Annotated in this window: 20 protein-coding genes; 12 read left to right on the forward strand and 8 right to left on the reverse strand. The window is 56.2% G+C overall.

Annotated elements, in window-relative coordinates:
- Positions 1 to 246 precede the first annotated feature (246 nt).
- The 3 genes from ACU6TU_RS02880 to ACU6TU_RS02890 all read left to right on the forward strand — a co-directional run bounded on the left by ACU6TU_RS02880 (position 247) and on the right by ACU6TU_RS02890 (position 4,239).
- A complete protein-coding gene (locus tag ACU6TU_RS02880; protein ID WP_447143088.1) occupies positions 247 to 2,061 on the forward strand; it encodes an NAD(P)-binding domain-containing protein in 1,815 nt (604 codons plus the stop codon).
- A gap of 18 nt (positions 2,062 to 2,079) precedes the next feature.
- A complete protein-coding gene (locus tag ACU6TU_RS02885) occupies positions 2,080 to 3,144 on the forward strand; it encodes a 2,3-butanediol dehydrogenase (RefSeq protein WP_447143089.1) in 1,065 nt (354 codons plus the stop codon).
- A 180-nt stretch (positions 3,145 to 3,324) separates the two neighbouring features.
- Positions 3,325 to 4,239 carry a GGDEF domain-containing protein gene (locus ACU6TU_RS02890; protein ID WP_447143090.1) on the forward strand — a complete coding sequence of 305 codons (915 nt, stop codon included), beginning with the start codon at positions 3,325 to 3,327 and terminating at the stop codon, positions 4,237 to 4,239.
- Positions 4,240 to 4,320: 81 nt separating this feature from the next.
- Here ACU6TU_RS02890 and ACU6TU_RS02895 read toward each other — a convergent pair whose 3' ends face one another.
- The 4 genes from ACU6TU_RS02895 to ACU6TU_RS02910 are packed head-to-tail and all read right to left on the reverse strand — an operon-like array spanning position 4,321 to position 8,729.
- Entirely contained in the window at positions 4,321 to 4,758 is a 438-nt protein-coding gene (locus ACU6TU_RS02895) for a response regulator (RefSeq protein WP_447143091.1), read from the reverse strand.
- A gap of 3 nt (positions 4,759 to 4,761) precedes the next feature.
- A complete protein-coding gene (locus ACU6TU_RS02900) occupies positions 4,762 to 6,072 on the reverse strand; it encodes a sensor histidine kinase (protein WP_447143092.1) in 1,311 nt (436 codons plus the stop codon).
- Positions 6,072 to 7,391: a sensor histidine kinase gene (locus ACU6TU_RS02905; protein WP_447143093.1), complete on the reverse strand. Its 1,320-nt coding sequence runs from the start codon at positions 7,389 to 7,391 to the stop codon at positions 6,072 to 6,074. Before ACU6TU_RS02905 ends, ACU6TU_RS02900 begins: the two co-directional genes overlap by 1 nt.
- Before the next feature lie 3 nt (positions 7,392 to 7,394).
- Positions 7,395 to 8,729: a diguanylate cyclase gene (locus ACU6TU_RS02910; protein ID WP_447143094.1), complete on the reverse strand. Its 1,335-nt coding sequence runs from the start codon at positions 8,727 to 8,729 to the stop codon at positions 7,395 to 7,397.
- Positions 8,730 to 8,998: 269 nt separating this feature from the next.
- Here ACU6TU_RS02910 and ACU6TU_RS02915 point away from each other — a divergent pair, with 269 nt between their 5' ends.
- The 7 genes from ACU6TU_RS02915 to ACU6TU_RS02945 all read left to right on the forward strand — a co-directional run bounded on the left by ACU6TU_RS02915 (position 8,999) and on the right by ACU6TU_RS02945 (position 15,885).
- Positions 8,999 to 9,964: a zinc-binding metallopeptidase family protein gene (locus ACU6TU_RS02915; protein ID WP_447143095.1), complete on the forward strand. Its 966-nt coding sequence runs from the start codon at positions 8,999 to 9,001 to the stop codon at positions 9,962 to 9,964.
- Between the two features lie 100 nt (positions 9,965 to 10,064).
- Positions 10,065 to 11,234: an alpha-hydroxy acid oxidase gene (locus ACU6TU_RS02920; protein WP_447143096.1), complete on the forward strand. Its 1,170-nt coding sequence runs from the start codon at positions 10,065 to 10,067 to the stop codon at positions 11,232 to 11,234.
- Between the two features lie 87 nt (positions 11,235 to 11,321).
- Entirely contained in the window at positions 11,322 to 12,239 is a 918-nt protein-coding gene (locus tag ACU6TU_RS02925; protein ID WP_447143097.1) for a cation diffusion facilitator family transporter, read from the forward strand.
- 10 nt (positions 12,240 to 12,249) lie between these two features.
- Entirely contained in the window at positions 12,250 to 12,624 is a 375-nt protein-coding gene (locus tag ACU6TU_RS02930; RefSeq protein WP_447143098.1) for a thiol-disulfide oxidoreductase DCC family protein, read from the forward strand.
- Positions 12,625 to 12,813: 189 nt separating this feature from the next.
- Positions 12,814 to 13,980 (forward strand): MFS transporter, encoded by a 1,167-nt coding sequence (locus ACU6TU_RS02935; RefSeq protein ID WP_447143099.1) that lies wholly within the window; start codon positions 12,814 to 12,816, stop codon positions 13,978 to 13,980.
- Between the two features lie 101 nt (positions 13,981 to 14,081).
- Positions 14,082 to 14,663: a nucleoside deaminase gene (locus ACU6TU_RS02940; protein WP_447143100.1), complete on the forward strand. Its 582-nt coding sequence runs from the start codon at positions 14,082 to 14,084 to the stop codon at positions 14,661 to 14,663.
- A gap of 175 nt (positions 14,664 to 14,838) precedes the next feature.
- Positions 14,839 to 15,885 carry a threonine aldolase family protein gene (locus ACU6TU_RS02945; RefSeq protein ID WP_447143101.1) on the forward strand — a complete coding sequence of 349 codons (1,047 nt, stop codon included), beginning with the start codon at positions 14,839 to 14,841 and terminating at the stop codon, positions 15,883 to 15,885.
- Between the two features lie 16 nt (positions 15,886 to 15,901).
- Here the strand turns inward: ACU6TU_RS02945 and ACU6TU_RS02950 are convergent, their stop codons facing one another.
- From ACU6TU_RS02950 to ACU6TU_RS02965, 4 genes are all read right to left on the reverse strand, one after another.
- A complete protein-coding gene (locus ACU6TU_RS02950; RefSeq protein ID WP_447143102.1) occupies positions 15,902 to 17,050 on the reverse strand; it encodes a lipocalin-like domain-containing protein in 1,149 nt (382 codons plus the stop codon).
- Complete coding sequence (locus tag ACU6TU_RS02955; RefSeq protein ID WP_447143103.1) at positions 17,047 to 19,536, reverse strand: FtsX-like permease family protein; 2,490 nt, start codon at positions 19,534 to 19,536, stop codon at positions 17,047 to 17,049. The genes ACU6TU_RS02950 and ACU6TU_RS02955 overlap by 4 nt, the downstream gene beginning before the upstream one ends.
- Positions 19,533 to 20,198: an ABC transporter ATP-binding protein gene (locus ACU6TU_RS02960; protein ID WP_447143104.1), complete on the reverse strand. Its 666-nt coding sequence runs from the start codon at positions 20,196 to 20,198 to the stop codon at positions 19,533 to 19,535. The genes ACU6TU_RS02955 and ACU6TU_RS02960 overlap by 4 nt, the downstream gene beginning before the upstream one ends.
- Before the next feature lie 97 nt (positions 20,199 to 20,295).
- A complete protein-coding gene (locus tag ACU6TU_RS02965) occupies positions 20,296 to 22,083 on the reverse strand; it encodes an ABC transporter transmembrane domain-containing protein (RefSeq protein ID WP_447143105.1) in 1,788 nt (595 codons plus the stop codon).
- Between the two features lie 126 nt (positions 22,084 to 22,209).
- Here ACU6TU_RS02965 and ACU6TU_RS02970 point away from each other — a divergent pair, with 126 nt between their 5' ends.
- Positions 22,210 to 23,451 carry an efflux RND transporter periplasmic adaptor subunit gene (locus tag ACU6TU_RS02970; RefSeq protein ID WP_447143106.1) on the forward strand — a complete coding sequence of 414 codons (1,242 nt, stop codon included), beginning with the start codon at positions 22,210 to 22,212 and terminating at the stop codon, positions 23,449 to 23,451.
- Entirely contained in the window at positions 23,448 to 26,567 is a 3,120-nt protein-coding gene (locus ACU6TU_RS02975; RefSeq protein ID WP_447143107.1) for an efflux RND transporter permease subunit, read from the forward strand. Before ACU6TU_RS02970 ends, ACU6TU_RS02975 begins: the two co-directional genes overlap by 4 nt.
- Positions 26,568 to 26,727 lie beyond the last annotated feature (160 nt).

The raw sequence follows: 26,727 nt of genomic DNA on the forward strand, positions 1-26,727 counted from the left end.
TCGGGGAGTTACACCTGTAACAGCTGGGTGTAAACAGTTTGACAGGTGTTCACTACTGCAGGGGAGTTGGAGAACTGGGTGAAGGGAAGTTAAACGTTAATTTTTCAATGGGTTACTTGTTTTATTAGTGAGTTGGCACGCTAGCTGCTTAGTGCATGGTGTGGTTTCACACGACGCATTTTTAACAGCGCTTTGCCAAATAACGTTTTTCCCAAACAACAATAATATTCCACTGGAGTACGCCCAATGTCTCAACAACAATCCATAACACAACAAGATGCCACTGAAACGGTTCGTGCGTGGTTAAGCGAATTCGACAATGCCCTTCAGGCAGAAGATATTCCCCGCGTTGCCGCCCTTTTTGCAGATGAGTGCTATTGGCGGGATTTTCTGACCTTTACCTGGAATTTGAAAACCAGTGAAGGTCGGGAAAAAATACAAGCCATGCTGGAAGCAACGCTCGCCCATACGCAACCCTCCGCCTGGCAGCTGGAAGGTGAGGCGACCCAAAACGACACAATTTGCGAAGGCTGGGTGAGTTTCAAAACCGCCGTGGCGACGGGCAAAGGTTATCTGCGCCTGAAAGATGGCAAATGCTGGACGTTACTGACCACCATGCAGGCGCTAAATGACTTCCCTGAGCCGCGCAAGCACGATCGCCCGAAAGGGGCTGAGCATGGCGCCAATAAACAGCGTGAAACCTGGCAGGAAGGCCGCGCGCGTGAAGAGGCCGAGTTAGGCTATACCCGCCAGCCCTATTGTGTGGTGATCGGCGGCGGCCAAGGCGGTATAGGCTTGGGGGCACGCCTCAAGCAGATGGATATTCCCACTATCATCATCGAACGCAACCCACGAGCAGGCGACTCCTGGCGCAATCGTTACAAGTCACTCTGCCTGCACGATCCAGTCTGGTACGACCACCTTCCGTATATTCCCTTCCCTGAAAACTGGCCGGTATTTACACCCAAGGACAAGTTGGGCGACTGGCTGGAAATGTACACCAAGGTGATGGAGCTGAATTACTGGAGTTCCACGGAGTGCCAGGGTGCGCATTACGATGAAGCGGCAGGTGAATGGGTCGTCAAGGTTAACCGTGATGGCGAGGAAATTACGCTTCGCCCCCAGCAGCTGGTGATGGCTACGGGAATGTCAGGGATGCCGAATGTGCCTCATTTTCCAGGGGCCGAGACCTTTGAAGGCGAACAGCAGCATTCCAGCCAGCACCCGGGGCCGGATGCTTATCAAGGCAAGAAATGCGTGATCATTGGGGCCAACAACTCGGCCCATGATATTTGCGCTGCGCTTTGGGAACACGGTGCCGATGTGACCATGGTGCAGCGCTCATCGACGCATATCGTCAAGTCTGACTCCTTGATGGAGGAGGTGTTGGGGCCGCTGTATTCTGAAGAAGCCGTAGAAAGCGGCCTGACCCATGAGAAGGCGGACCTGCTGTTTGCTTCGATCCCCTACAAGGTGCTGCCGGACTTTCAGCGCCCGGCTTTTGATACGGTGCGTAAACGCGATGCCGAGTTTTATCAAAAGCTCGAAAATGCCGGCTTTATGCTTGATTTTGGCGATGACGACTCCGGCCTGTTTCTGAAATATCTGCGCCGTGGTTCAGGCTACTATATTGATGTAGGTGCCTGTGATCTGGTCGCCAGCGGTGATATCAAGCTGCGCAGCGGCGTGGGTATTGAGCGTATCAACCCGCACTCGATTACCCTGAGCGATGGCAGCGAGCTGGAGGCTGACCTGATTGTCTATGCCACTGGATATGGCTCCATGAACGGCTGGGCGGCACGCCTGATTTCCCAGGACGTGGCTGACAAAGTGGGTAAATGCTGGGGAATGGGCTCCGACACGACGAAAGACCCCGGCCCCTGGGAAGGCGAGTTACGCAATATGTGGAAGCCGACCCAGCAGGAGGCGCTGTGGTTCCACGGAGGCAACCTGCATCAGTCTCGCCATTACTCGCATTACCTGGCCCTGCAGCTGAAGGCGCGGATGGAAGGGATTGATACCCCTGTCTATGGCCTTCAGCCCGTCCATCACACAGCGTAACAGTGAGGAAATATTGATATGAGTCAAACCAGCATGCAGGCAGCCGTTTGGTACGCTGCCAGAGATCTTCGCGTTGAGTCCGTCGAGGTTCCAGGCATCCGCGACCCCCATGAAGTCAAGGTCAAGGTGGCGGCGTGTGGTATTTGCGGCAGCGACTTGCATGAGTATGCTGCGGGGCCGATTTTTATTCCGGTGGATGAGCCACACCCAATTAGCGGTGACAAAGCACCGATTATCATGGGGCATGAGTTTGCCGGTGAAGTGGTTGAAGTGGGGGATAAGGTCACCCGCGTCAAGGTTGGTGACCGCGTGGCCATCGAGCCGATTCTTTCTCCCAATAAGGATGGCGCTTATTTGATGGATCGCTATAACCTGACGCCGTTGTTGGGTTTTCACGGTCTTTCCGGCGGTGGTGGCGGGTTTTCCGAGTTCACCGTAATGGGCGAGCACATGGTGCATGTGTTGCCGGATGACCTGAGCTTTGAACAGGGCGCTTTGGTCGAGCCTGCCGCCGTGGGGCTGCATGCGGTGCGCCAGAGTTGCCTGAAAGCGGGCGATAGCGCTGCTGTGTTCGGTGCAGGGCCGATTGGCCTGATGACCATTGAAGCGCTGAAAGCGGCCGGTGCCGCGCAGATATACGCGGTGGAAATATCTTCCTCGCGCAAAGCCAAGGCGGAAGCGCTGGGCGCTGTGGTCATCGACCCCGAGCAGGAGGATGCCGTTGCCAGGCTACAATCACTCAGCAATGGCGGCGTGGATGTAGCCTTCGAAGTGACCGGTATTCCGGCAGTGCTAAATCAAGCATTGCATAGTACCCACGCCGGTGGTGAAACCGTGGTGGTTAGCATCTGGGAGAGAGAGGCCAGTTTCCAGCCGAATGATCTGGTCATTCAGGAACGCACCATGAAAGGCATTATTGCCTATCGGCATATCTATCCGGCAGTGATGGCATTAATGCAAAAAGGATACTTCCGCGCTGAGGATATGGTGACCCAGCGCATCCCGCTGAAGGAGATAGTCGATCAAGGGTTTGAAGCGCTGCTTAATGACAAGGCGCAAGTGAAGATTATAGTGACGCCGTAAAGCAAGAAGACTCGCTGCACGAGCTTTGGGCCACTCTTTTGAGTGGCCTTTTTTCGACCATTGAATGGTGATAATTGAGCGCTGAATACCTAACAGATCTTAAATTTCTTTAAGATTGTTTGTGCTAGGGTTATATATGCTAACGTGAGTTTTGGTTGTCTTCAGGGAAACGAGTCTGTAATGAGTAAACAAACACAAAAAACAGCCCGGAATGCGGACTTTTCCCCTGCTGACGACAATATGAGCCGGATGATTCACGCGGCTCCGATTGGTATCTGTGTGACAGATAGAATCGGGCATTTCGTGATGGTCAATAAAGCCTATTGCAGTTTTTACGGTTACAGTGAAAAAGAACTGCTCGGGCAGCATTTCAGCATGGTGACAACCGATGCCAATCGCGAGGTACTGTCTGCCTTGCACGATAAGTTCATGCAAGGTTCTGAAAATCATGAACTTAGTCAGGAATGGCAGGTTCGCCACCGGGATGGCAGCTATCTGACTATTCTCGCCTACGCCACCTTGATATACGGGAAAGACGAAAAGCCTTACAAGGTGACTTATGTTAATGATATTACTCAGCGTAAAACGTTAGAAAAACGTCTGAAGTATCTTGCCCATCATGACGAGATGACCGGGTTGTTAAATCGCTGGGCAGGGTTGAAATATCTTCAAAAAGAACGCAAGCGGTGTGAGCGATATACGACGCCTTTGTGTATAGCAATTTTTGATATTGATCACTTCAAGGCAATTAATGATACCTATGGGCATGGCGCGGGTGATAGCGTGCTAGTGGAAATGTGCACACTTCTGAATGATTCGGTGCGTGAGACTGACACCCTGGCACGGCTTGGAGGCGAGGAGTTTCTTCTGGTGATGCCTGGTATCAATCTGGATGATGCCTTTGAGACACTGGACCGGCTACGTCATAAGGTAAATACCAAGCGCTTTGCGGATGAGCGGTTAACGGTTAGTTTTTCTGCTGGCGTGGCGCAATGCCAGTGTGATAGCGAAGATGCGGAGAACCTGGTCAAGCGTGCTGACCGTGCGTTATACCAGGCCAAAGAGGGAGGGCGTAATCGAGTGTGTAAAGCGTAAGTGCCTGTATAAACACTTGGTTCACTCCTCACTCCTCACTCTTTATTTCGTCGGTTTAGTTCGGTTATGACCTGGTGTGTGTCATTGGGGGCGTTCAACCAGCGTCAACCAGTAATCTTCCAATGCCTGTATGGAGTTGATGAACTGGTCGATATCCACGGGTTTGACGATAAAGCCACAAGCACCCAGGTCATAAGATTCCAGAATGTCGCTTTCAGCTTCAGAGGTGGTCAGTACAACCACTGGAATACGGCTGATTTTATCAAGCTGCTTGAAGCGTTCGAGAAAGGTCTTGCCATCCATTCGGGGCATATTGAGATCAAGCAGGATCAAGTCAGGCTTCGGAGCGTCCTGGTATTTACCTTCTTGCTGCAGGAAAGCTAACGCTTCCACGCCGTCGCCGACATCATGTACTTCTATTGGCAGGCGCCCCTCTTTGAAAGCCATGCGAGTCAAATGTACGTCAGCAGGTTCGTCTTCTATCAGCAATACAACGAATTGATTCGTTTCATCCGGCATACATTACCTCGTTGCGGGTAAGTCAAAAATGATGGCGGTGCCGCCTTGCAGCCCATCTTCGATAGACATTTGACCGTTGACACTACGTAGCGCTTTCACCACCAGAGCCAGCCCCATGCCAGTTCCTGGATACTGCTCATTGTTGGGCATCAGGCGAGAAAACATATCCGTGACCTGGGCACGGTATTCCGGTGCAATACCGCTGCCATTATCCTCAACCCAGAACTTTACCCGGTCATGAATGCAGCGGGCGGAAATACGTACTTTCAGGGAACGGCTTTCATGACGGTAAAGCCAGGCGTTATGCAATAACACGCGGAAAATCATCTTAAGTTGACGTGGGTCGGCGTGCACGTCAGGTAGTGAAGGAGAAATTTCCAGAACATCGGCCTTGTAGGCATCCTTTAGCTGAGGCGCCGAACGGTAAACCTCTTCAATCAAGGCATTAGAGCTAAGGTTCTGCATGCTTGGCTCGATACTATCCAGGCTCAGGTAATGCTGAACATCATTGACAAGATTACTTAGTCGGCGTGCCTGGCTATCGATAAAGCCCACGGCGGTTCGGGTGGTTTCATTGCAGAAGTCACCTTCCTGGCGTTTTAGTTGCTGGGCAAAACTTACCAGCCGTCGGCTGGGTTCCTGAAAATGATGTGCCATGACATGGTTTAAACGCTGTAGTTCTTGGTTACGAAATGACAGCTCATCAATCAAGTGACGATTTTCGCGTTGTGAATGGTGCAGGCGTAGCAGGATGATGATAAGTACGCTAATAACGCCGAGCTGTAATAAGGTTGCGATCGCGGCCAGCCAGAAGATGCGTTGGCGGGAGGCCTGAAGCTGTTCGGTTTGCAAATCGACCTGTTCTTCAACGCGTTCGATATAATGACGTTCGGCAGAGCTTTCAAAGTCGCTGGTATCATAAAGTGATGAGATCAGTACATTGCGTCCATTGACGTTAAAACGGTCGGTATAGACCCCCATGACCTTGACGGAACCATCGGCTAGCCGGTGGCGAAAATACAGGTGATTGCGCTCTGTCTCGGCCGTACGTTTGATTTCTGCATTGATCTGCTGCGCCGAGAGCATATTTATCTCGTTGATATTCCTGCCTTCCAGACGTTCAAAACCATAAAACGATTTCGCGGCGGCGTTTGCGCGGAGAATTTCGCCGCTGTCGACCGCAATCATCCACATCGGCGTAGAGTGTTCTTCGAAAAACGTATCGAAATCCAGTGAAGCGGCCCAGCTGAGGGAGACAATCGATAGGCTGAGAATGGCCGTCAAGGCTTGCCAAAACCGCTTCCAGTAGCGCATCAACTGCTACCCTGTTGAATCAGCTTGGGAAGAGTGAAGACAAAGCGGCTGCCTCGGCCTTCGCCATCGGATTCCGCCCTGATCTCACCGCCATGACGCTCAACGATCTTGCGGCAGATGGCCAAGCCTACGCCGGTACCGTCGTACTGGTCGTGAGTATGTAGGCGCTGGAAGACCTTGAACAGGCGTTTAATCTGGTCGGGGGCAATACCGATCCCGTTATCGCTGACGGTGATTTGCCAGGCGTCTTGATCCGAAAGCGGGGCAATGTGCAGGCCAACATCCACGGCGCGATCCGGTGCCCGATATTTGAGGGCATTGCAGATCAGGTTCTGGAACAGCCGGGTCATTTCGTCCGGGCTGGCATATATCTCAGGCCACTCTTTATCGATAGTTAGCTGCGCATTGGCGTCTTCGATGGCGGGGCGAAGAAAATGTCGCGCTTCGTCAATGGCCATTTTGAGCGACATTTGCTGCATGGGCTGACCTTTGCGACCCACGCGGGAGTAATCAAGCAGTGAGAGCAGCATGTTATCCATGCGCGTCGCTCCATCACGCATGTAGTGCAGCATCACGTTAGCCTCTTCATCCAGTTCGTTGCCCAGATGGCGTTCCAGCAGCTGGGCGTAGCTTGTCACCATGCGCAGTGGCTGGCGTAAATCGTGGGAAGCTGCATAGGCGAAGTGTTCAAATTCCTTGTTGGAGCGCTCCAGCGAGATACGGTATTGCTCCAGCTGGAGTTGAGTGGAGTATTCCTCACTGACGTCGCGCAGATAGCCATGCCAGACAGTGCTGCCATCTTCCAGCCGCTCGGGTGTGGCGATACCCTCTACCCAAAGCTGATGGCCGCGGGGATGATTGACTCGATAAGTGGCATGCCAGGTGGTCAGCGTTTCTGCGGATTGATGAACAGTGGCGGCAACGTGATCAAAATCCTCGTGGTCAATGACTGAGAAGACGACGCTGGCATCGTCTTTGACCTGTTCCGGCGTTACCCCATAGATGTCTTCAATGCCTCGGCTCGCATAGGGAAAGGTGGATCGTCCGTCTGGATGAAGCCAGTACTGGTACAACATACCAGGCAGCAGTGCCGCGTGTTTGCGGGTCTGCGCAATCGCGTCGTCGGCATGTGCTTGTGCTTTTTTGGCGCTGGAAGAAAAGTAGAATAAAGAACCGAAACGCTTGAATAAGCGTGACTTACGTAGACAGAAAATCAACAGTAATAAATTTGTCAGCAGCAAGGCCGCTATCAGGCCTGCTATTAGCCAGAGGCTACTAGCGTATTGCTGTTCCAATGCGTGCCACAATGACTCTAACATCGCTTAATTAGCCACTGCGGCGGGGGCCCCATCGGCTTCCAAGTGCTGATGGCAAACACGATTACGACCACTTTGTTTGGCCATGTACAACGCAGCGTCAGCGCGAATTAATGCACCATCGGGCCGCTTGTCACTGGGTTGTAATTGATCCACGCCGATGCTGGTCGTGATGCTGATTTGCTCGCCATTTATCGGTACTTGAATGGCGGCAACGCATGCGCGGAGCTTTTCAGCCACATGCATGGCCCCTTCGGGGTCGGTATCCGGTAGCAAGATGGCAAACTCTTCACCACCAAGACGGCTAAACACATCTGTTTCACGCAGGTTATCGCTAATGGTGGTAGCGAATACCTGGAGAATGTCGTCGCCAATGGAATGGCCATAGGTGTCATTGACCTGCTTGAAATGGTCAATATCAAGCATCAGAATGCCTACGACGTGATCCTCATTGCGCTTGCCTCGGCCATATTCCCGATCCATTGTTTCCATAAAACTGCGTCGGTTGAGCAACCCGGTGAGAGGGTCGTGCATGGCGAGATCACGTAGCTGCTCTTCCATCGCCTTACGTTCAGAAATATCCTGTTGAATGCCCACCATACGTTCAGGATTGCCTTCAACATCACGACTAACCACATGACCGGAAGCAAACTGCCAGATCCAGTGGCCTTTTTTATGTTGGAAGCGAAACTCGCTTTGATAACGTTTGGCCCCTTTTTGTAAATGTTGCTCAAGCGCTTGCTGAAGGGCAGGCCTGTCGTCAGGGTGAATTCTGTCCATCCACTGTGAGGCCAGTGTTGGGCAGTCGGGATCGTCCACTCGGAACCCCAGGTTTTCCAGCAGGCGTTCACTATTAAAATAGCGGTCGGACTTAAGGTTCCATTCCCATATGCTGAGGTTGCCGCCTTCGATCGCAGCGGTCATCAACTCTTCTGATTGTTGCAGGCGACGTTCCAGCTGATGACGCTCTATCGCATAGCGAATGGCGCGCAGGAGGTCGGCGTCTTCAAGCTTATGCTTGATCAGGTAATCCTGAGCACCGGCTTCCAGCGCTTTCAGCGAAAACTTCATATCGTCATGGCCGGTTAACACCACGATAGGAATGTCGCGAACCAACGCTTTACAGCGGGAAACCGTTTCCAGTCCTGTCGAGTCGGGCAGGTTGAGGTCTAGCAGAATGACATCAGCCGCATTCTCAGTACGTTCAAGATGCTCACCCAGCGCCGCCAGGCTTTTAACCCATGTCAGTTGATGGTCGTTGCCACTGAATTTCAGGCGATAGCGGATCAACCCTGCATCGCCTTCGTCGTCTTCTACCAGAACAATGGCAAGTGACTGCATAAAAATATCCTTGGGTTAAGTCGTGTTAACCCTGGGTAATGATATGACAACTGCAATGGAAACTAATATTAACATAAAGAAACGTTTGATCCGCTAGTTGTATCAGGCGTTATTCGAAAGGATGACCAGGCGGCAAGCGTTTAAATGGAATCTTTTGTCATGCTATTCGCCGCTACTCGAGAGAAACGCACACCGAGCAGGGAAAAGCGCTTGTACAAATTGAATTGACCGCACATCATGAAAATTCATGTTTTTTACGGATGCCTCACATGCGCGTTTTTGACAACCCGTTAGGAACCGGTATGCTCTGGTTCGATAACCTTGCCACGGGAGATGGCGCGCCCGTTGCCTATGATCCTCAGGCGCGTGCTTTTCTGCCCATGCCACCGTTTTGTGCCAATCGGGAACGTATTGGCTGTAACTGGATAGCCCCAAAAGAAGGTGAGTTCTGCCGCGCCTGTGCGATGACGGCGCTGGCGCCGGACCCATCGATTCACAATGCCATTCCGAATTGGGCACAGACCGAGATGGCCAAGCGTTGGGTGCTGGATAATCTGGGCAACTGGCACTGGTTTCGTCCTGAAGACCCCGGTGCGCCGCCCGTTTTTCATCTTCTGGCTGAGGGGCCGACACCGGTGCCCATGGGCCATGCTGAAGGTGTGGTAACCATCAGTGTGGCGGAAGTAGACCCTGTACTGGTGACTACGCGTCGCGAGGCGCTGGACGAGCCTTATCGCACCATGATGGGCCATATGCGCCATGAAATTGCCCATATGCTGTGGTGGCGGTTAAGCCTGCGTGAAGATTTTCTGGATGCGTTTCGCGCCATGTTTGGTGACGAGCGAATCGACTACCAGGCAGCGTTGCGTCATCACTACGAAAACGGCCCGCCGAGTGGCTGGAATCAGTATTACCTCACCAGTTATGCGTCGGCTCACCCGCATGAGGACTGGGCGGAGACTGTTGCCCATCTGCTGCACCTGACGGATATCGCTGACAGCTTTGTTGCCACGGGGCTGACATCGCCGCAGATCCCCGACACCAATTGGCATCCCTATTCCGAACCCGATACTGACCGGCTGGTGTCGATTGCCGCATCCTTGACCGTTGGCATCAATCATGTAAATCGTTCCATGGGGTTATCGGATATTTATCCGTTTGTGCTTTCCAATCATGCGCGGCATAAGTTGGCGTTTGTGCATGACTGGCTAAGGCGTGGCGCTATCGGGCTTTAACGGCTAGCACCTAGCCAATGGTAGACGTCGCCCAACTTACGATTCATGAGCCATTGGGTGTGGGATATACTTCATGAATTATGATTAACAGGAGCGAATCATGCCGGTCTACACCAATATTGAAGATCTGCGACGTCACTATGTACGCCGTACGCCCAAGATGTTCTACGACTACGCAGAATCCGGTAGCTGGACAGAGCAGACCTTTCGCGAGAATACCAGCGACTTCCAGCATATCCATCTCAAACAGCGTGTCGCCGTGGATATGTCAGGGCGTACCACGCGCAGCCAGATGATTGGTGAAGACGTGGCCATGCCGGTGGCGCTGGCGCCGGTAGGGTTGACCGGCATGCAATCCGCTGACGGTGAGATCAAGGCGGCGAGAGCTGCCGAGAAATTTGGCGTTCCGTTCACGCTTTCCACCATGTCGATCTGCTCCATTGAAGATGTGGCTGAGCACACCACCCAGCCGTTCTGGTTCCAGGTTTATACGCTCAAGGATGACGATTTCATGCGCCGACTGCTTGAGCGCGCCAAGGCGGTCAATTGTTCGGCGATTGTCGTGACTGTTGATTTGCAGCTGTTGGGCCAGCGACATAAAGACATCAAGAATGGGCTGTCTGCACCGCCCAAGCTGACGGCTCGTTCGATTGCCAATATGGCCACCAAGATCCCCTGGGGGCTTGAAATGCTGAAAACCAAGCGCCGTTCGTTTGGCAATATTGTCGGCCATGCCAAAGGGGTGACCGATCCGTCGTCACTGTCGACCTGGACATCAGAGGCCTTTGATGTCTCCCTGGACTGGAAGCGCATTGCGCAGTTCAAGGAATGGTGGGGCGGCAAGCTGATCGTCAAGGGCATCATGGACCCAATCGACGCCAAGCGCGCGGTGGAAGTTGGTGCGGATGCGATCATTGTGTCTAACCACGGCGGACGCCAGCTGGACGGTGCGGTCAGCTCTATTCGCATGTTGCCAGCCATTATGGATGCCGTTGGCAATGACGTTGAAGTGCATCTGGATTCCGGGATTCGCTCCGGCCAGGACGTGCTGAAAGCGCTCGCGCTAGGGGCCAAAGGCACTTACATTGGCCGCGCCTTCACCTATGGCCTGGGCGCTGCCGGGGAAGCGGGCGTCACCAAGGCGCTGGAAATCATTCATAAAGAGCTGGATGTCACCATGGGGCTTTGTGGCGAAACCGATGTAAAAAACCTGGGCGAGCATAATCTCTATGTGCCCCAGGGCTTTGGCGACCCTACCGTTAAGCTGTAACCCTGCGCCAACAGTAACAAGCGGCTTACCATCATGATGGTAAGCCGCGTTAACGCGGCTTAATGTTAACCACTCGTCAGGTATTTAATGGAACACGATCACCCTCATCTGGACCCCCACTCGGGGGACCGCCGTGTAAGCATTGCCATCTGGGCGAACGGGCTTCTGACCGTTGCTCAGGTTGTCGGTGGCATAATGTCGGGTAGTCTGGCGCTTATCGCCGATGCGCTGCATAACTTTTCTGATATGGCCGCGCTGGTCATTGCCTTTGCCGCACGTAAAATTGCGCGACGCCCGCCGGATGCGCAGATGACCTTCGGCTATGGCCGTATCGAGATCGTCGCTGCGCTGATCAACTACACCACGCTGATTCTGATGGGTGCTTATTTGATGGTCGAAGGGGTGATGCGTATGGTCGACCCGCCGGCGATTCAGGGCTGGCCCATCGTCATTATCGGTGGTGTTGCGCTGCTGATAGATGCCTTGACGGCCTGGCTGACCTGGTCGATGCAGAAAAACAGCGTCAACATTCGAGCGCTTTTCCTGCATAACCTGTCGGATGCCTTTGCCTCGATTGCTGTCATTATCGGCGGTAGCCTGATTCTGCTTTTTGATCTGCGCTGGGTTGACCCAGCCATTACTATCGGCATTGCGCTCTACATCCTCTATCTGGCACTGAGTGAAATTAGCGGGCCGATTCGAACCCTGATGCTGGGTTCGCCGCCCGAGATTGACGGTCAGGCGGTGATTGAGTTGATGCGTTGCTTGGATGGCGTGGAAGATGTTCACCATGTTCATTTATGGCAGATGCAGGAACATGAGGCGGCGCTTGATTGTCATGTGGTTATCAGTGAGGCGAGCTGGCGAAATCTGGAAGGCATCAAGACGGATATTAAAACGCAGCTAAAAGCACATTTTGGTATTGGCCATTCCAGCCTGGAATTTGAACATGTTGACCGTGCGCACCAGGACGCCAGGCTCTACGGCCACCAGGATATTTCCTGAGGAGTTGATTATGCCCGATTTACCTCGCCTGAAGGTCTATTACGACGGTGCCTGCCCAGGCTGCCGACGAGACCGGGCTCGCTATGAACGTTGGGCAGGAGAAACGGGGCGTGACGTTATCTGGTGCGACCTGAACGAACACTACGACGAGCTGAGCCGCAAAGGCATTGACCCGCAAGCCGCACTGATGTCACTGCATATTGAAGAAGCCAACGGCGAGATAAAGGAAGGCATCCCTGCCTATATCGCCTTGATGCGCCGGGTTCCCCGCCTGAAACCGCTGGCCTGGGTAATTGGCCTGCCGGGTATCCGGCACACCTTGCGCTACGCCTATGATCACTGGGTAAGGCGGCGACTAAAGCGGGAGGGGAGACTGCCAGAGTAAGCTTTCTTATCTTCTTCACCGCAGAGTCACTCCGAACGCGTAGCGTCGATACAGGGCGATAAACGATCTGGTGAATAATTTAAGATGCTAAATTATTTTAAAACGTGCTGATGTTTATGTAGGCGTTTTGTAAAACAACAACCTGCAATCAGGTATTTCTCCTTTCATAGAGAAAACAGAGGCCGATGTATGCCCGTCACCGTGATGCTGTTGTCGTTGTGCCAGGCACTATTAGTGTGTGGCAATATCCTGCTGATAGCGATTTCTCCGCTGATTGGTGCTGCGCTGGCGCCCAGTGCTACCTGGTCAACCGCGCCGGTGGCCACCCAGTGGCTGGGCCTGATGTGCGCGACGATTCCGGCGTCGTTGATCATGGGGCGCCTGGGGCGTAAGCGTGGCTTTCTGCTGGGCAATCTCATTGGGCTTGCGGGGGCGCTGCTGGCGGCTCAGGCGCTGGTGTTGTCGCACTTTGGATTGTTTCTCCTGGCCACCTGGCTGATTGGGGTCGGTATTGGCTTTGGTCAGCTTTATCGTTTTGCGGCGATTGAGGCGGCGCCTGCCCCATTGCGTGATAAGGCCATTGGCCTGGTGATGGGAGGCGGTGTGATTGCCGCCTTTGCTGGCCCTTGGCTTGCGCGTATCAGCCGCGAAGTGGGGGATGTGCCTTTTTTAGGCAGTTTTATCGGGCTGGCGGCTTTATATTGTCTGGCGTTGATCATACTTAGCGTCACCCGATTGCCGACGTTACGTGCCACGCATGCCGACGGCGTACCTCGACCACTGGGTGAAATACTCAAACAGCCCGCGTTTATTATCGCCGTGGTGACTGCCATGGTGGGGTACGGTGTGATGAACCTGGCCATGACGGCAACACCCTTGGCCATGGCGGGTGCCGGGCATCACTTTGATCATGTGTCCATGACGATTCAGTGGCATGTGGTTGCCATGTTTCTACCGTCATTTTTTACCGGGCATTTAAGTGCGCGCTTGGGTGCCAAACGGGTTATTGCGGCGGGATGTTTATTGCTGATTGGAAGCGCTTTCGCCGCCCAGTTTGAGGCGGGCCTCGCAGGGTTTAATATCTCGCTGATCCTGCTTGGCTTAGGGTGGAACTTCACCTTCCTGCCCGCAACGGGGTTGTTGACCGAAAGCTACCAACCGGTAGAAAAAGCCCGTACGCAGGCGGCTAACGAGTTCTGTGTATTTGGCACCGTTGCCTTAACCGCGCTAATGTCAGGCCCTCTGGTGAGTGCTTTTGGTTGGGCCGCTCTGAATCTCTGGTTGATACCGCTATCTCTTTTGCCACTGGTATTACTGATGTGGCAGCACCGCACGCGTCTGGCCCAGGCGTCATAATGCCTTGCTGACGCTATGATTTTTTAGTTTTATCAGATTCGCTTTATCAGATTCTTGAAGATGATCCGCCAAAATGACAGATCACCAAAAGGGGGTAGCTTATGGCCGCGACACCGGACGGCGTTTTATTAAACACGACAACGATGATGAATGAGGCGGCATTAAAAGCGGTTGCTTATATGCCGACTGAGCATCTTGATGCGTTAATGGACGATGGTTTTGCGCAGCGCCTGACTGATGCCGATCTGATGCGTATGGCGGTGATACTGGCGCAGAAAAGTGCCAATGAGGGCGGCTGCCCGATTGGGGCTGTCATTATTGATAATGAAACACGCCGGATTGTGGGCAAAGGGCATAATACGCTGGTTCAGGAAAGCCACCCCTATAACCATGGCGAAACATCCGCCATGCGGGATGCCGGGCGGGTTAACTTTGCTCAGACCACACTGTTCACCTCACTAAGCCCCTGTGAGGTCTGTGCCACGCTGTTATATATGCGTGGGGTGTCACGCGTGGTGATCGGCGATGTAACCAACGCCTCCGGAACGGAAGCGTTGCTGCGTGAAAAGGGCGTACACGTCGAACTTCTGGAAGATGAGCAAGGGGTGGCGCTCTACGCAGGCTTTCGAGCAGAGAACCCAGCGCTGGAACGTGAAGACTGGCAAGGTGTGCGGGCAAGGTAGATCGTGTAACGTTCGCAGAGCTCTGCCGCCTTGCTGTTTAAAGGGCTTGGGTGACGTAGGTGCCTGAATAGCGATAGACTGATTTAACGCCAAGTGACAATCTCGCTTGGCGTTTTGGTAACGGTGGCACCCAGCCGATGCTAAAACAATGATCTGTTTATAAAGGAATATCGCTATGTCTTCGGAGTGTACCCCGCGTTTTTTAGCCAGTGATAATACCTCAGGTATCTGCCCCGAGGCGATGGAGTATTTGCTTGAAGCGAACCAGGATGATGACCTTGCCTACGGTAACGACCGCTGGACTGCGCGCGCTGCCGACCGCTTCCGAGAGATGTTTGATTACGACTGCGACGTGTTTTTTGTTTTTAACGGCACCGCAGCCAACTCACTTGTGCTATCCGCCATGGGGCGCAGCTACCACAGTGTGATCTGTCACGAACTGGCCCATATCGAAACCGATGAATGCGGCGGGCCAGAGTTTTTCTCCAACGGTGCCAAGCTGCTGACATCCCCTGGGGCGAACGGCAAGCTCACACCCGAAGGTATTGAATCTCTGGTCACAAGACGCAGTGATATCCATTACCCCAAACCCAAGGTGGTATCGCTGACCCAGGCTACTGAGGTCGGGACGGTTTACTCTCGTGAAGAGTTGCTTGCCATTCGTGCCGTGGCCGATAAGCATGACCTGCGCGTGCATATGGATGGCGCACGTTTTGCCAATGCCTGCGCGGGGCTGGATATGTCGCCGGCAGAGTTGACCTGGAAGGTGGGCGTCGATGTGCTGTGTTTTTCGGGCACTAAAAACGGCCTGGCGTTTGGCGAGGCGATTCTATTTTTTAACCGCGATCTGGCGGAAGATTTTGCCTACCGTTGCAAGCAGGCCGGGCAGCTGGCGTCCAAAATGCGCTTTGTCGCTGCCCCTTGGCTAGGTTTGATTGAAAGTGGCGCCTGGCTGAGCAACGCTCAACACGCGAATGCCATGGCGCGTTACCTGGCCGATGGTTTGCGTGACCTGCCAGGCGTTTCTCTCATGTTTCCCGTACGGGCGAACAGTGTCTTTGTGGAGCTTCCTCTCACCGCCATTGATGCGCTCAGAGCCAAAGGGTGGACGTTCTACACCTTTATTGGGGCGGGAGGGGCACGTTTCGTCTGTGCCTGGAATACGACCACAGAACTCCTTGATCAGCTATTAAGCGATATTCGCGAAACCTTGAACGCCTAGTTGCCTGTCAACGGACCTAATAGCCGGTCATTTCCAGATAGCCAACTCCCATGGTGGCCTGGGAGTCGGCATGGCGAACCACCACGTCGCCCTCCCAGTAAGGCACGGAGGTCGACATCCAGCGGTCAGGGTGGCGCGCCTGAATCTCCAGGTGCAGGTTGCCTTCCGGTAGGTGCATCGTCCAGCGTGTGGGTACCTCGCGCCCTGCAACGGTATCGGTTGCCTGCGGCGTTAATGTCACTTTCCCAGCACCTTTCAGCTGGGTGCTGCCATCTGCCTGGATCAGGTGAGCAAAGGTATAGTCACCGCCTTGCTCACCGCCACCTCTTAGCTGGTAGGCCATCAGCTTGCGGCCATCGTTGAGGTGCAGCGAAAACCAGTCCCAACCGCTTTGTTCGGCGGATAGCAGCTGGCTGCTCCATTCGCGGTCCAGCCAGCCCTGCCCGCTGACATTCCGCGTTTCTCCCGCCAGAGTGACCTGCCCGGTAATGCGTAAAAATGGCTGACTGTAGTAATGAGACCCCTGGCCCTGCACCGTTTTGGCGTTGAAACCGTTTTCCCCATGGAGCACTAGCGGGCCCTCAGCCTGCAGATGCAGGTGATACCCGCTGCGCTGTTCACCTTCGCCCTGATAAGCCTTCAACTCAAAGGTAGTGAAGTTGTCAGCGGGCGAGCGATTCGCCGGGGTATGCAATGTCCAGTCGTCAATCCAGGCCTCAAAGGGTGCCGCTACAACTCCTGCTTGGCCGTCGTCAAAGGCGCTGTGGCTGCGCGCAAAGCGTTCGGCAGCGACGTGGGTAGCACCCTGGGATATCCCCATATGCGCCATCCAGACCTGATCGATTGCCCAGGGGGCAGGGTCGGGGCGTTCCTCGGGAGGCATCAGCGCCTGACGAAAGAGCGTCCACTGCAGGCCCAGCGGCGTTCCCTGTTCATCCTCAAGATTTGCCGTGAGATACCACCATTCAATCCGGTAATCCGGATGAGGGCCGTGGTCAGCGGGGAAAGTCAGCGGCGTCGTGGCGCTGGCCTCGGCATAGTTCTGGGCATCGGCGCCAAGGCCGGCAAACCCTTGCGGTGCGCTGCTGTCCTGAGGCTCCTGACAGCCGGATAATAGCACCATGCCAGCGGCTGTGAATAATAGCCTTCGATAAAGCGATGTCATGCGCCTGCCTCGTTAAGAACGGCGCGGGGTGAGGTGCGCCATAGTTTGATGGCTGGTAGCGCTGCGGCCAGCAAGGCAACCCCCACGGCGGTTGCCAGGGTGATGACAAAGCTCCAGGGAAACAGGGTTAACGGCAGCTGCCAGCCAAAGGCGGCGACGTTGATTTTGGCGACCAGCACCCAGGTGATGGCGATGCCAAGTGGCATGGCCACCATGGCGGTTAACAGCGCCATGCCGCCGAGTTGATACAGGGGAATCCAGGCCAGGGTGCGCCGGTTAACCCCCATGGCCCATAGCGGTGCCACCTGCCGTTGGCGCTCGCGGGCCTGAGCCAGCAAGGTGGCCAGCAGTGCCAGCGCGGCTACGCCCAGCGTCAATACATTCAGCGCGCGGGTGATGCTAAAAGTGCGCTCGAATATCCGGGTGGCCAGCTGTTTGACGGATTGCTGGTCGATAATGGCTTGTGGGCTCAGGTCAAAGCGTTCAGTCAGAGCCTCTCGAAAGGCCGCTGAGTCGGTCGTTTCACGGGTGGCAAGGCCAATAGACGCCAGTTCACCGTCAAACTCGCTAAGTAACCGTGCTGTTGGCATCAGCAGTTGACCACTGGGGTTGCCGTAATCCGGATAAATCGCCGCGATGGTGGTATCGACCAGCCCGTATGGACCTTCCAGTGACACCCGATCGCCCGGTGCCAGTTGTGCAGATACAGCTAGTTGCTCGTTGATAAATACGCTGCCGGAAGAAAAAGCGGCCCAGGCGTTGGCCTGCCCGTCAGCACTTTCCAGCAGCGGCCATTGGGCGGTAAGAAAGGGGGCTGGCGCGATGCCAAAAAGTGCCACTTCACGTGCCTGTCCTGCCTGGGCGTTGTGCTGCGTCAGCAGGGCATTTCCGTTTGCCGTGGGCAAGGTGGTTGCCACCTCGGGGTGAGCCTCCAGCCAATCAAGCAGAGGAGCAAGCGTTGCTGGCGAGGCGTTAACGTAAAGCGGAGCGGCCAGACGCTGGTCCAGCCAATCCAGAAAGGTCAGGCGAAACCCGCCGACCATACTGCTTACCCCCAGGTTGGTGGCCAGGGCAATCAGCAGTGCCATCATGGCCAGCGATAACCGCGGCAGCTGTAGCTGACAATCTGCCACCGCCCAGTGCGCCAGCGGGCGTTTGGCCAGGCCTTTCTGCGCAAGGTGCAACAGGCCGTTGAGCAGCGGAGGCAAGGTCAGGGCGCTGAGTAACAGCAGTGTCGCGACCAGCGCAAAGCTGCCGAGAAGGCCTTCCCCCGGTGGCTGAAGACCGAGCCATACCAACAAACCCGCCGCCAGTAACGCCACTACCAGGCTGGCCTGTCGCATGTGCTTTAGCTGGCGCTGATAGCTTTGTCGCCAGGCCTGAGATTGGCCGAGGGCCAGAATGTTAAGGCGTGCCGCCCGCCACAGGGTGCTGCTTCCTGCCAGCAACAAACCGCCCAGCGTTACGCCGATACTGCCAAGCCAGTAATGCCAGGGTAGCGCCAGGTGGCGATTGACATCGGCCTGATAAAGCGATGCCAGCGTTGCCGCAACATCAGGCAGTAGCAGACCAGCCAGCCACAGGCCGCTGACCAGCCCTAGCCCTGCGCCCAGCATCCCCAGCAGCAATAACTCCAAGCCAATCGCCGTCACCAGAACTTTGGCGGGAACACCCAGTGCCCGCAGCGTGCGCAGCGTAGCCATGCGCTGCTCCATGGCCAGGCCCAGTGCCGCCTGGACAATAAACAGCCCCACGACAAGAGACAGTAGCGCCAGCGCCGTGAGATTAAGATGAAAGCTGTCAGTCAGCTGGCCTGGGGATGCAATGGCCGCTGCCCGGGTCAAGCGGTAACCGTCCGGGGCGCTGACCAGAGCCTCTGGTGGAGTGATCAGCTGGCTTATCTGTCTGCCACTGCCCAACAGCTGCGCGGCTGCGGCAATATCCATCACCAGGGTATCCGGCGGTAAGTCCGGGTTTAACGCCAGTGGCGGCAGCCTGCGTCCATCCTTCAACGCAGGTTGTGCCCCTGTGGCTTGTGTGGAAGAAAGCCCAAAGGCCGTTAAGGTGTCGGGTGCCAGCCGGGTTTGCCAGGGTGGGCTCAGAAAGGCCGTCAGTGAATTATCGACGCTGCTTTCACCCAGCAGGTTGTCGCTGGGCAGGCTGAACGCATCCATGCCGATGACGGTTAGACGCTGCTCGCCAACGGACAGTTGACCTTCCAGAAGGGGGGATACGGGTAGGCCTGCCCGCCGCAGGGTGAGGTAGTCTTCACGGGTCAGGGGTGCGCCATCACGGCGGGTGAGCTGGTCAACGTCGGCGCTGAACAGCGCATTGGCACGGGCGTAACTGTCCTTGGCCGTTGCGTTCACCGCCTGCACACTGCTCCACAGGGCGCTGGCGACCCACAGACCCAGCAGCAGCATGGCCAACTGGCCAGGATGGCGACGGTAATGGCCCAGCAGGGTGAGTAGCACGCGCCAGATCATGCCGGTTTACTCTGCAGGTGACCGCGTTGCAGACGCAGTTGCCGGTCAAGGGGTGCCGCGACCCGGGCACTGTGCGTCACCATCAACAGGGCACAGCGGGTTTCGGCCACCAGATCCAGCAGTAGTGCAAGCACAGTATCCGCGCTGTGTTCGTCGAGGTTGCCGGTAGGCTCATCGGCGAGCAGCAGGCGAGGGCGCACGGCAAGCGCGCGGCCAATGGCCAGGCGTTGCTGTTGGCCACCGGAAAGCTGTTCGGGGTAAACGTTTTCCTTTCCGCCAAGCCCCAGGCGTTCGATCAGGTGCGCGGTCCACTCTGATGATTCGCGCTGGGCCAGCCGGGCCTGTAAGCGTAGATTGTCGATAACATTCAGGCTCGGCACCAGATGAAACTGCTGAAACACCAGCCCCAGCTGATGGCAGCGTAACTCTGCCCGCGCTGTCTCGTTAAGCTCGGAAAGTGGTCGCCCGGCAATACTGATGGTGCCCTGGTCCGGCACATCCAGCCCTGCCGCCAGATGTAGCAGGGTGGATTTGCCACTGCCCGACTCGCCCATCAATGCCAGGCTTTCACCTTCACCCAGTTCAAGGTCAATGCCATTCAGTACCGTCAATTGCCCCTGCGGCGTGCTGAACACTTTATGAACATTGTGCAGGGTTAGCATGCATGGCTCCTGAAGGAAAAAGAAAACGATACAAATATTGTACGTAAATTATACGCTGGTGGGTAGTTTGTAGTGATTAAGTTTGATTTTTTGGCCGTCAGGTCTCAGCGAGTGTTGTTTCCGAGGCTTCGGCACCAAACTGCAGCGCTGCCAGGTGGCGATAAAGTGCATTACTTGCGAGCAGCTCAGTGTGAGTGCCTGAGGACACCAGACGCCCTTCCTGAAGCACTAGCAAGCGGTCAGCGTTGACCACCGTGGCCAGGCGGTGGGCAATCACAATGCTGGTGCGCCCTTGCATCAAGCGGTCGAGGGCGCGCTGAACCAGACGCTCGCTTTCGGCATCCAGCGCACTGGTGGCCTCATCCAGCAGCAAAACGGCGGGGTCTTTGAGCAGCGCTCGGGCAATTGCCAGACGCTGGCGCTGGCCGCCGGAGAGCTGGATACCGCCGGGGCCAAGCGGTGTATCAAAGCCCTCAGGCATCGCATCAATAAAATCCAGTGCGTTGGCGTTACGGGCCGCGTCGCGCAACGCCTCAATGCTGGCCGAGGGGTCGCCATAGCGCAGGTTGTCGGCCACCGAGCCGCTGAACAAGACAGGCGACTGGGCGACCACGCCCATGGTGTTGCGCAGGCTGGCCAGGTCAAGCTTTCGGATATCCACACCGTCGAGGGTGATTGCACCCGCACCCGGATCATAAAAACGCAACAACAACCCCAGTAAGGTGCTTTTGCCTGCCCCGGATGGCCCCACGACGGCCAGGCGTTCCCCCGCCCGAATCGTCAGATCCAGACCGTTTAGCGCCGGTGCCGTGCGCCCCGGGTAGGTGAAGCAAACCGCGGTTAACGCGATATCACCACGCACTGGGCTTGGCAGCGGTTGTGGCTGGGCGGGAGACTGAATGGTTGGCTGGGTATCTAACAGTTCCAACAGCCGTTCGGCAGCACCGGCCGCGCGCTGCACATCCCCCGCGACTTCCGCCAGCGTCGCCACGGCACCGGCCGCTAGCAGGGCGTAGAAGATAAAGGCAGACAGCTCACCAGGGCTCAAGGTGCCAGCCAACACCGCCTGGCCACCTTGCCAGAGCATTAACCCCACGGCGCTGAACACCACCAGCAGCGCAACCCCGGTCAGCCAGGCGCGCTGGCGAGTTCGCGCGACAGCGCTGCCAAAGGCCTGTTCGACGCGTTGGCCATAATGGCGTTTATCCTGCGCTTCATGGGAAAACGCCTGAAGTGTCTGAAGGCCGCGCAGCGCTTCTTCCGCATAGCGGCCAAGTTCGGCCACACGGTCCTGGCTGGCACGCGACAGCCGCCGCACTCGGCGCCCATACCAGACAATCGGCAGCAGGGTGGTGGGAATGCCAATCAGCACCATGGCGGAAAGCCAGGGCTGGGTGATCAGCATCAGCACCACCGCCCCTGTCAGCATCACCAGATTACGCAACGCCAGTGAGATGGAGGAGCCAAACAGGCTTTGCAGTACGCTGGTGTCGGCGGTCAGGCGCGAGGCAATTTCGCCTGCTGCGCGGCCTTGGCTGGCGCTTTCAAAAAAGCTCGGTTCCAGCGTCAGCAGGTGGTCGAATACCTGTTGTCGCAGATCCGCAGCCAGGCGCTCACCAATCCAGGAAACCTGGTAATAACGTAGCGCCGACGCCATGGCCAGAAGGCTGACTACGCCAAGCATCAGGCCGAGGGTTTTTGCCAGTGCCTGTGAGTCTTCAGCAAGAAAACCGTTATCAATCACCAGACGTAACCCGTTGCCAAGTGCCAGCACGCTGCCGGAAGCCAGCAACAACGCCAGCCCGGCCAGCACCAGCCGCCAGCGATAAGGGCGCAACAGGCGAAGTAACCGGAACAGTACACGATGGTTGGGGCGTTGATTCATGAGGCACCTGTTGGACTGGGCGGGTATGACGCAGGTTGTATGATAGAACTTTCCACACGAGATAAGGACCTACAACGCTGGCATGCGTTAAGATGGGGCTGCCTTATTCTATACATAGATATCCTTATGCTTAAACGCTTAATCCCCGTATTGATTCTTGCCCTTGGTGTTGCTGGCTTTATGGCGCTGCGCCTGACCCGTCCTGAGCCGGTTCCTGTTGAGGCTCAGGAACGCAGCTGGCCGGTCGAGGCATTGGCGGTTTCCCTTGGCGAACATGTTCCGCTACTGCCGTTGTATGGCGAAGTGGTCGCACCGGATATGGTGCATCTGGTAGCGCCTATTGCGGCTCGAGTGGCGACCCGCCCGGTCAGCGATGGCCAGCAAGTGGCAGAGGGCGACCTACTGCTCACTCTTGATGAGCGCGACCTGATGTCACCGGTTCGTCAGGCCGAGGCGGAGGTGGCCGACCTGGACGCTCAGCTGGAAAACGAGCGGATACGCCATGAGAACAACCGCCGGGTGTTAACGCAAGAGCGCGACATTCTGGCCAGTGCCAATCGGCAACTTGAACGTAGCCGCTCGCTGGCAGGGCGCAATCTGACCTCTCAGGCCGATGTTGATACCGCGCGGGATGCGGTGGCCCGGGCCCAGCTGAATGTTTCCAGCCGGGAAAGCGCAATTGCCGAATTTCCGTCGCGGCTGGCCAGCCTGGAGGCGCGTCTGGCCCGTGCTCAAGTGGTACTTGATAATGCTCAGCGTGACTTGCAGCGCGGGCGGTTTCAGGCGCCTTTTGCGGGTCGGGTAACGCGCGTACAGGTGGCCCCGGGTGATGAAGTATCCGCACAGGCCGCCTTGTTATCCTTGTACCCAGCAGAAGGGCTTGAGATCCGTGCCCGTTTGCCCGCGCGTTACCAGCAGGAAATGGAAACTCAGCTAGCCGCGGGTAAGGCATTAATGGCAGTAGACGAAACCGGCAATCAGCGTTTCAGGCTTGACCGCCTGGCGGGCGAAAGCGATCCCTCGGGCATTGAAGCGATTTTTGCGCTTGAAGCTGGTGAGCTGCGCCCGGGGGCCATGGTGACGCTCCGGCTGTCTCGCCCCGCCGTAGACGATGTTCTCGCCGTGCCCTATTCCGCCCTGCACGGTGCTGATCTGATCTATCGGATTAATCGCGATAATCGTTTGGAACGCTTACGTATCGAGCGGCTGGGTGAAGTTCGCCAGCAAGAAGGCGAGCGCTGGCTGCTGGTGCGGGCGGAAACGCTGAACGACGGCGATCAGGTGATGGCGACTCATCTACCCAACGCGGTTGACGGGCTGCAGGTTGAAATCACCAATCCACCGGCCGACAACGAGGTCAGCCAATGACCCAGCGTAATGGCCTGATTGGCTTTTTTGTCCATCACAAGGTGGCCGCCAACCTTGTCATGCTGGTTATGCTGCTGGGCGGCGCACTGGGTATTGCGCGCATGAATATCCAGTTTTTCCCTACTTTCGCGCTGGATATTGTCAACGTTCGCGTCGTCTGGAGCGGTGCCTCGGCTGAGGACATTGAGCAGGGTATTACCAACCCGCTGGAGCAGCGGCTGCGCAGCCTGGATAGCCTCAAGCGCATGACGTCTACCTCGGCACAGGGAATCTCCAGTATCACCCTTGAGTTTGATGAAGGCAGTGACCCGATACTGGTGCTGGACGATGTGCGTCAGCAGGTGGATACCTTCACCAACCTGCCTGCCGATGCTGAAGCCCCGGAAGTGTCTCGTGTGGCACGCTATGAGCCGGTGGCCCGTCTGTTGGTACATGGTGATTTTGCCCCCCAGGAACTGCGTCAGATTACCCGCCGCTTTGAAGATGAACTGCTGATGACCGGCATTGACCGTGTCCAGATCAACGGCCTGCCTGCTCAGCAGATCAGCATTGAAGTGCCGATGGAGCGCCTGCAGACCCTGGGAATATCGCTGGGTGACATTGCCAGCCGAGTGCAGGGCATGTCGCGTGATTTGCCCGCCGGGTTGCTGGGCCAGCAGGACAGCACCCGCGAACTGCGCTCGCTTGAGCAGCGCCGGGATGTGCTGGGGTTTGAAGACCTTAATGTGCTGAGCAGCGACCGCCTGCAGCTGCGCCTGGGGGATATTGCGATCATTCGACAGGAGCCGCGTGATGGCCAGGTCGAGCTGAGTTATCGCGGTCAACCGGCGTCTGAATTGATTCTTCAGCGGGCGGAAAGCGGCGATTCGCTGCAGGCCGCCAAAACCCTGGAAGCCTGGCTGGCAGACGTGCGTCCGACCTTGCCTCCGGGCGTCGAACTGGAAGTCTTTGATGAATCCTGGCAGCTGATTGACGAGCGTATCTCGTTGCTGCTGGTCAATGGTGTTGGCGGCCTGCTGTTGGTGGTGGTGCTGCTGTATTTCTTCCTGCCGGCCCAGGTGGCGTTCTGGGTCGCGGTAGGCATTCCCACTGCCTTTATGGCGTCGTTAGGCGTGTTCTGGCTGATTGGCGGTTCGATCAACATGCTTTCCCTGTTTGCGCTGATCATGGCGCTTGGGGTGATTGTTGATGATGCCATTGTGGTGGGCGAGGACGCGGATGCCCACTACCGCATGGGAGAAGACCCACGGCTGGCCTCGGCTGGCGCTGCACGACGAATGCTATGGCCGGTTGTGGCATCATCGCTGACCACAGTGGCGGCTTTTATGCCGTTATTGATGGTGGGGGGCATCATTGGCAATATCCTGGGGGATATTCCGGTCATCATGATTTGTGTGCTGATTGCCTCGTTGCTGGAATGTTTTATCGTGCTGCCTGCCCATTTGCGCAATGCTTTTCTGCCGCACACTAAAACGTCGCGCAGGGTACGCGGTATCGGCAAACTTCGCGCTGGCTTTGAAGCGCGTTTCGACCGTTTCCGCGAAGGCCCTTTCCGGCGCTTTTCGCGGCTGACGCTGCGCTACCGCGGTGTCACCCTGACAGCAGCGTTGGCGGTTGCCCTGGTGACGGCTGGGCTGCTAGCCGGTGGGCGGATGGGGTTCAACTTTTTCCCCTCGCCGGAATCCAGCATTATCTACGCGAATGCGAGTTTTGTGGCAGGCACTGAAGAGTCTGACGTCACAACCTTTGTGGATCACCTGCAAACTACCCTGACAGACACCGACGAGGCCATGGGAGGTGGCCTGGTGCGTGTTGCAGTGGCGCACTATGGGGCCACGCAATCCGGCGGGGCTGCTGCCCGCACGGGGGATGGAGTAGGCTCGCTGATGGTCGAGATGATTTCTCCGGATGTGCGTGACGTGCGTAACGCGGCCTTTATCAGCGCCTGGCGTGAGCGCATTCAGACACCTGCCGGGCTGGATAGCCTGAACATCACTGAGCGTGTCGCTGGCCCGCCGGGTAAAGATGTCAACGTCCGCCTGACTGGCGATGATGCGCTGGGTCTGAGAGACGCCGCTGATCGTCTGAGCCAGGCAATGGCGGGGTTGCCCGGTGTGCTCAGTACGGAAGATGATATGCCCTGGGGTCGCGAACAGCTGATCTATCAGGTAAACGCTTACGGTGAAGCGCTGGGGTTGACCACCGAGGACCTGGGGCGTCAGTTACGCAGGGCGTTTGATGGCCAGATCGTGCAGATTCATCAGGCGGGCGCCGAAGAAATTGAAGTTCGGGTGCAGTTGCCAAGGTATCAAAGGGAACGGTTGTCGACGCTGTCACAGCTGGCGATAACGCTGGCGGATGGGCGTCAGGTGCCGCTTTCCCAGGTGGTGGATTTTTCTCATCGTCAGGGGTTTGAAACCCTGCGACATGCGGAAGGCCAGCTTGCCGTGGAAGTCACCGCAGAGATCAATAGCCAGGCCACATCCGCTGAGCAAGTGTTGGATAGCCTTTCTGCTGAGCTGATTCCCCAGCTGGAGCGTGAGTATTTTCTGCAAGCCAGTTTTGAAGGCCGTGCGGCGGACCAGCGTGAAACCCTGGCTGATATGCGCACCGGACTGGTGATTGGCCTGGGCCTGATGTACGGCGTGCTGACCTGGGTATTTGCCTCCTGGACTCTACCGTTGATTGTGATGGCGATTATCCCGTTTTCGCTGGTGGGGGCCTTGCTGGGCCACTGGGCGTTGGGCATTGATTTAACCATCCTCTCGCTTTTCGGCCTGTTCGGGCTCTCGGGCATCGTGGTCAATAACGCCATTATTCTGGTCAGCTTTTATCGCCAGCAGCGGGCCAAAGGCCTGGAAATCAATGCGGCTCTGAACGAAGCCGTGGTTCAGCGCGTCAGGGCGGTGCTGCTGACGTCACTGACGACCATTGGCGGGCTGTTGCCGCTGTTATTTGAAACCTCGCTGCAGGCACAGTTTTTGATTCCGATGGCGACCTCGATTGCCTTCGGGCTTGGCGGCTCGACCTTTCTGGTGCTGCTGGTGATTCCGGTGTTGCTTTCCTGGCTGGAACACGGCCGCGAAAGGTGGTCAGCGCGTTCTGCTCAAGCCTAAAGCGCTGTAAAAAAACGTCATCATCAAGGTAGGCAAACCGCGCTACTTGATGCACAGTTATTAGAATTCAAAATATTTCATAATAGAGAGAAGTTGCCATGACCGTTACCAACCAACCCAAACGCGCCGAACCTTCCCCCAACCGTTTGCCATGTCGTGG

It is taken from the genome of Halomonas sp. LS-001 (assembly GCF_052983955.1).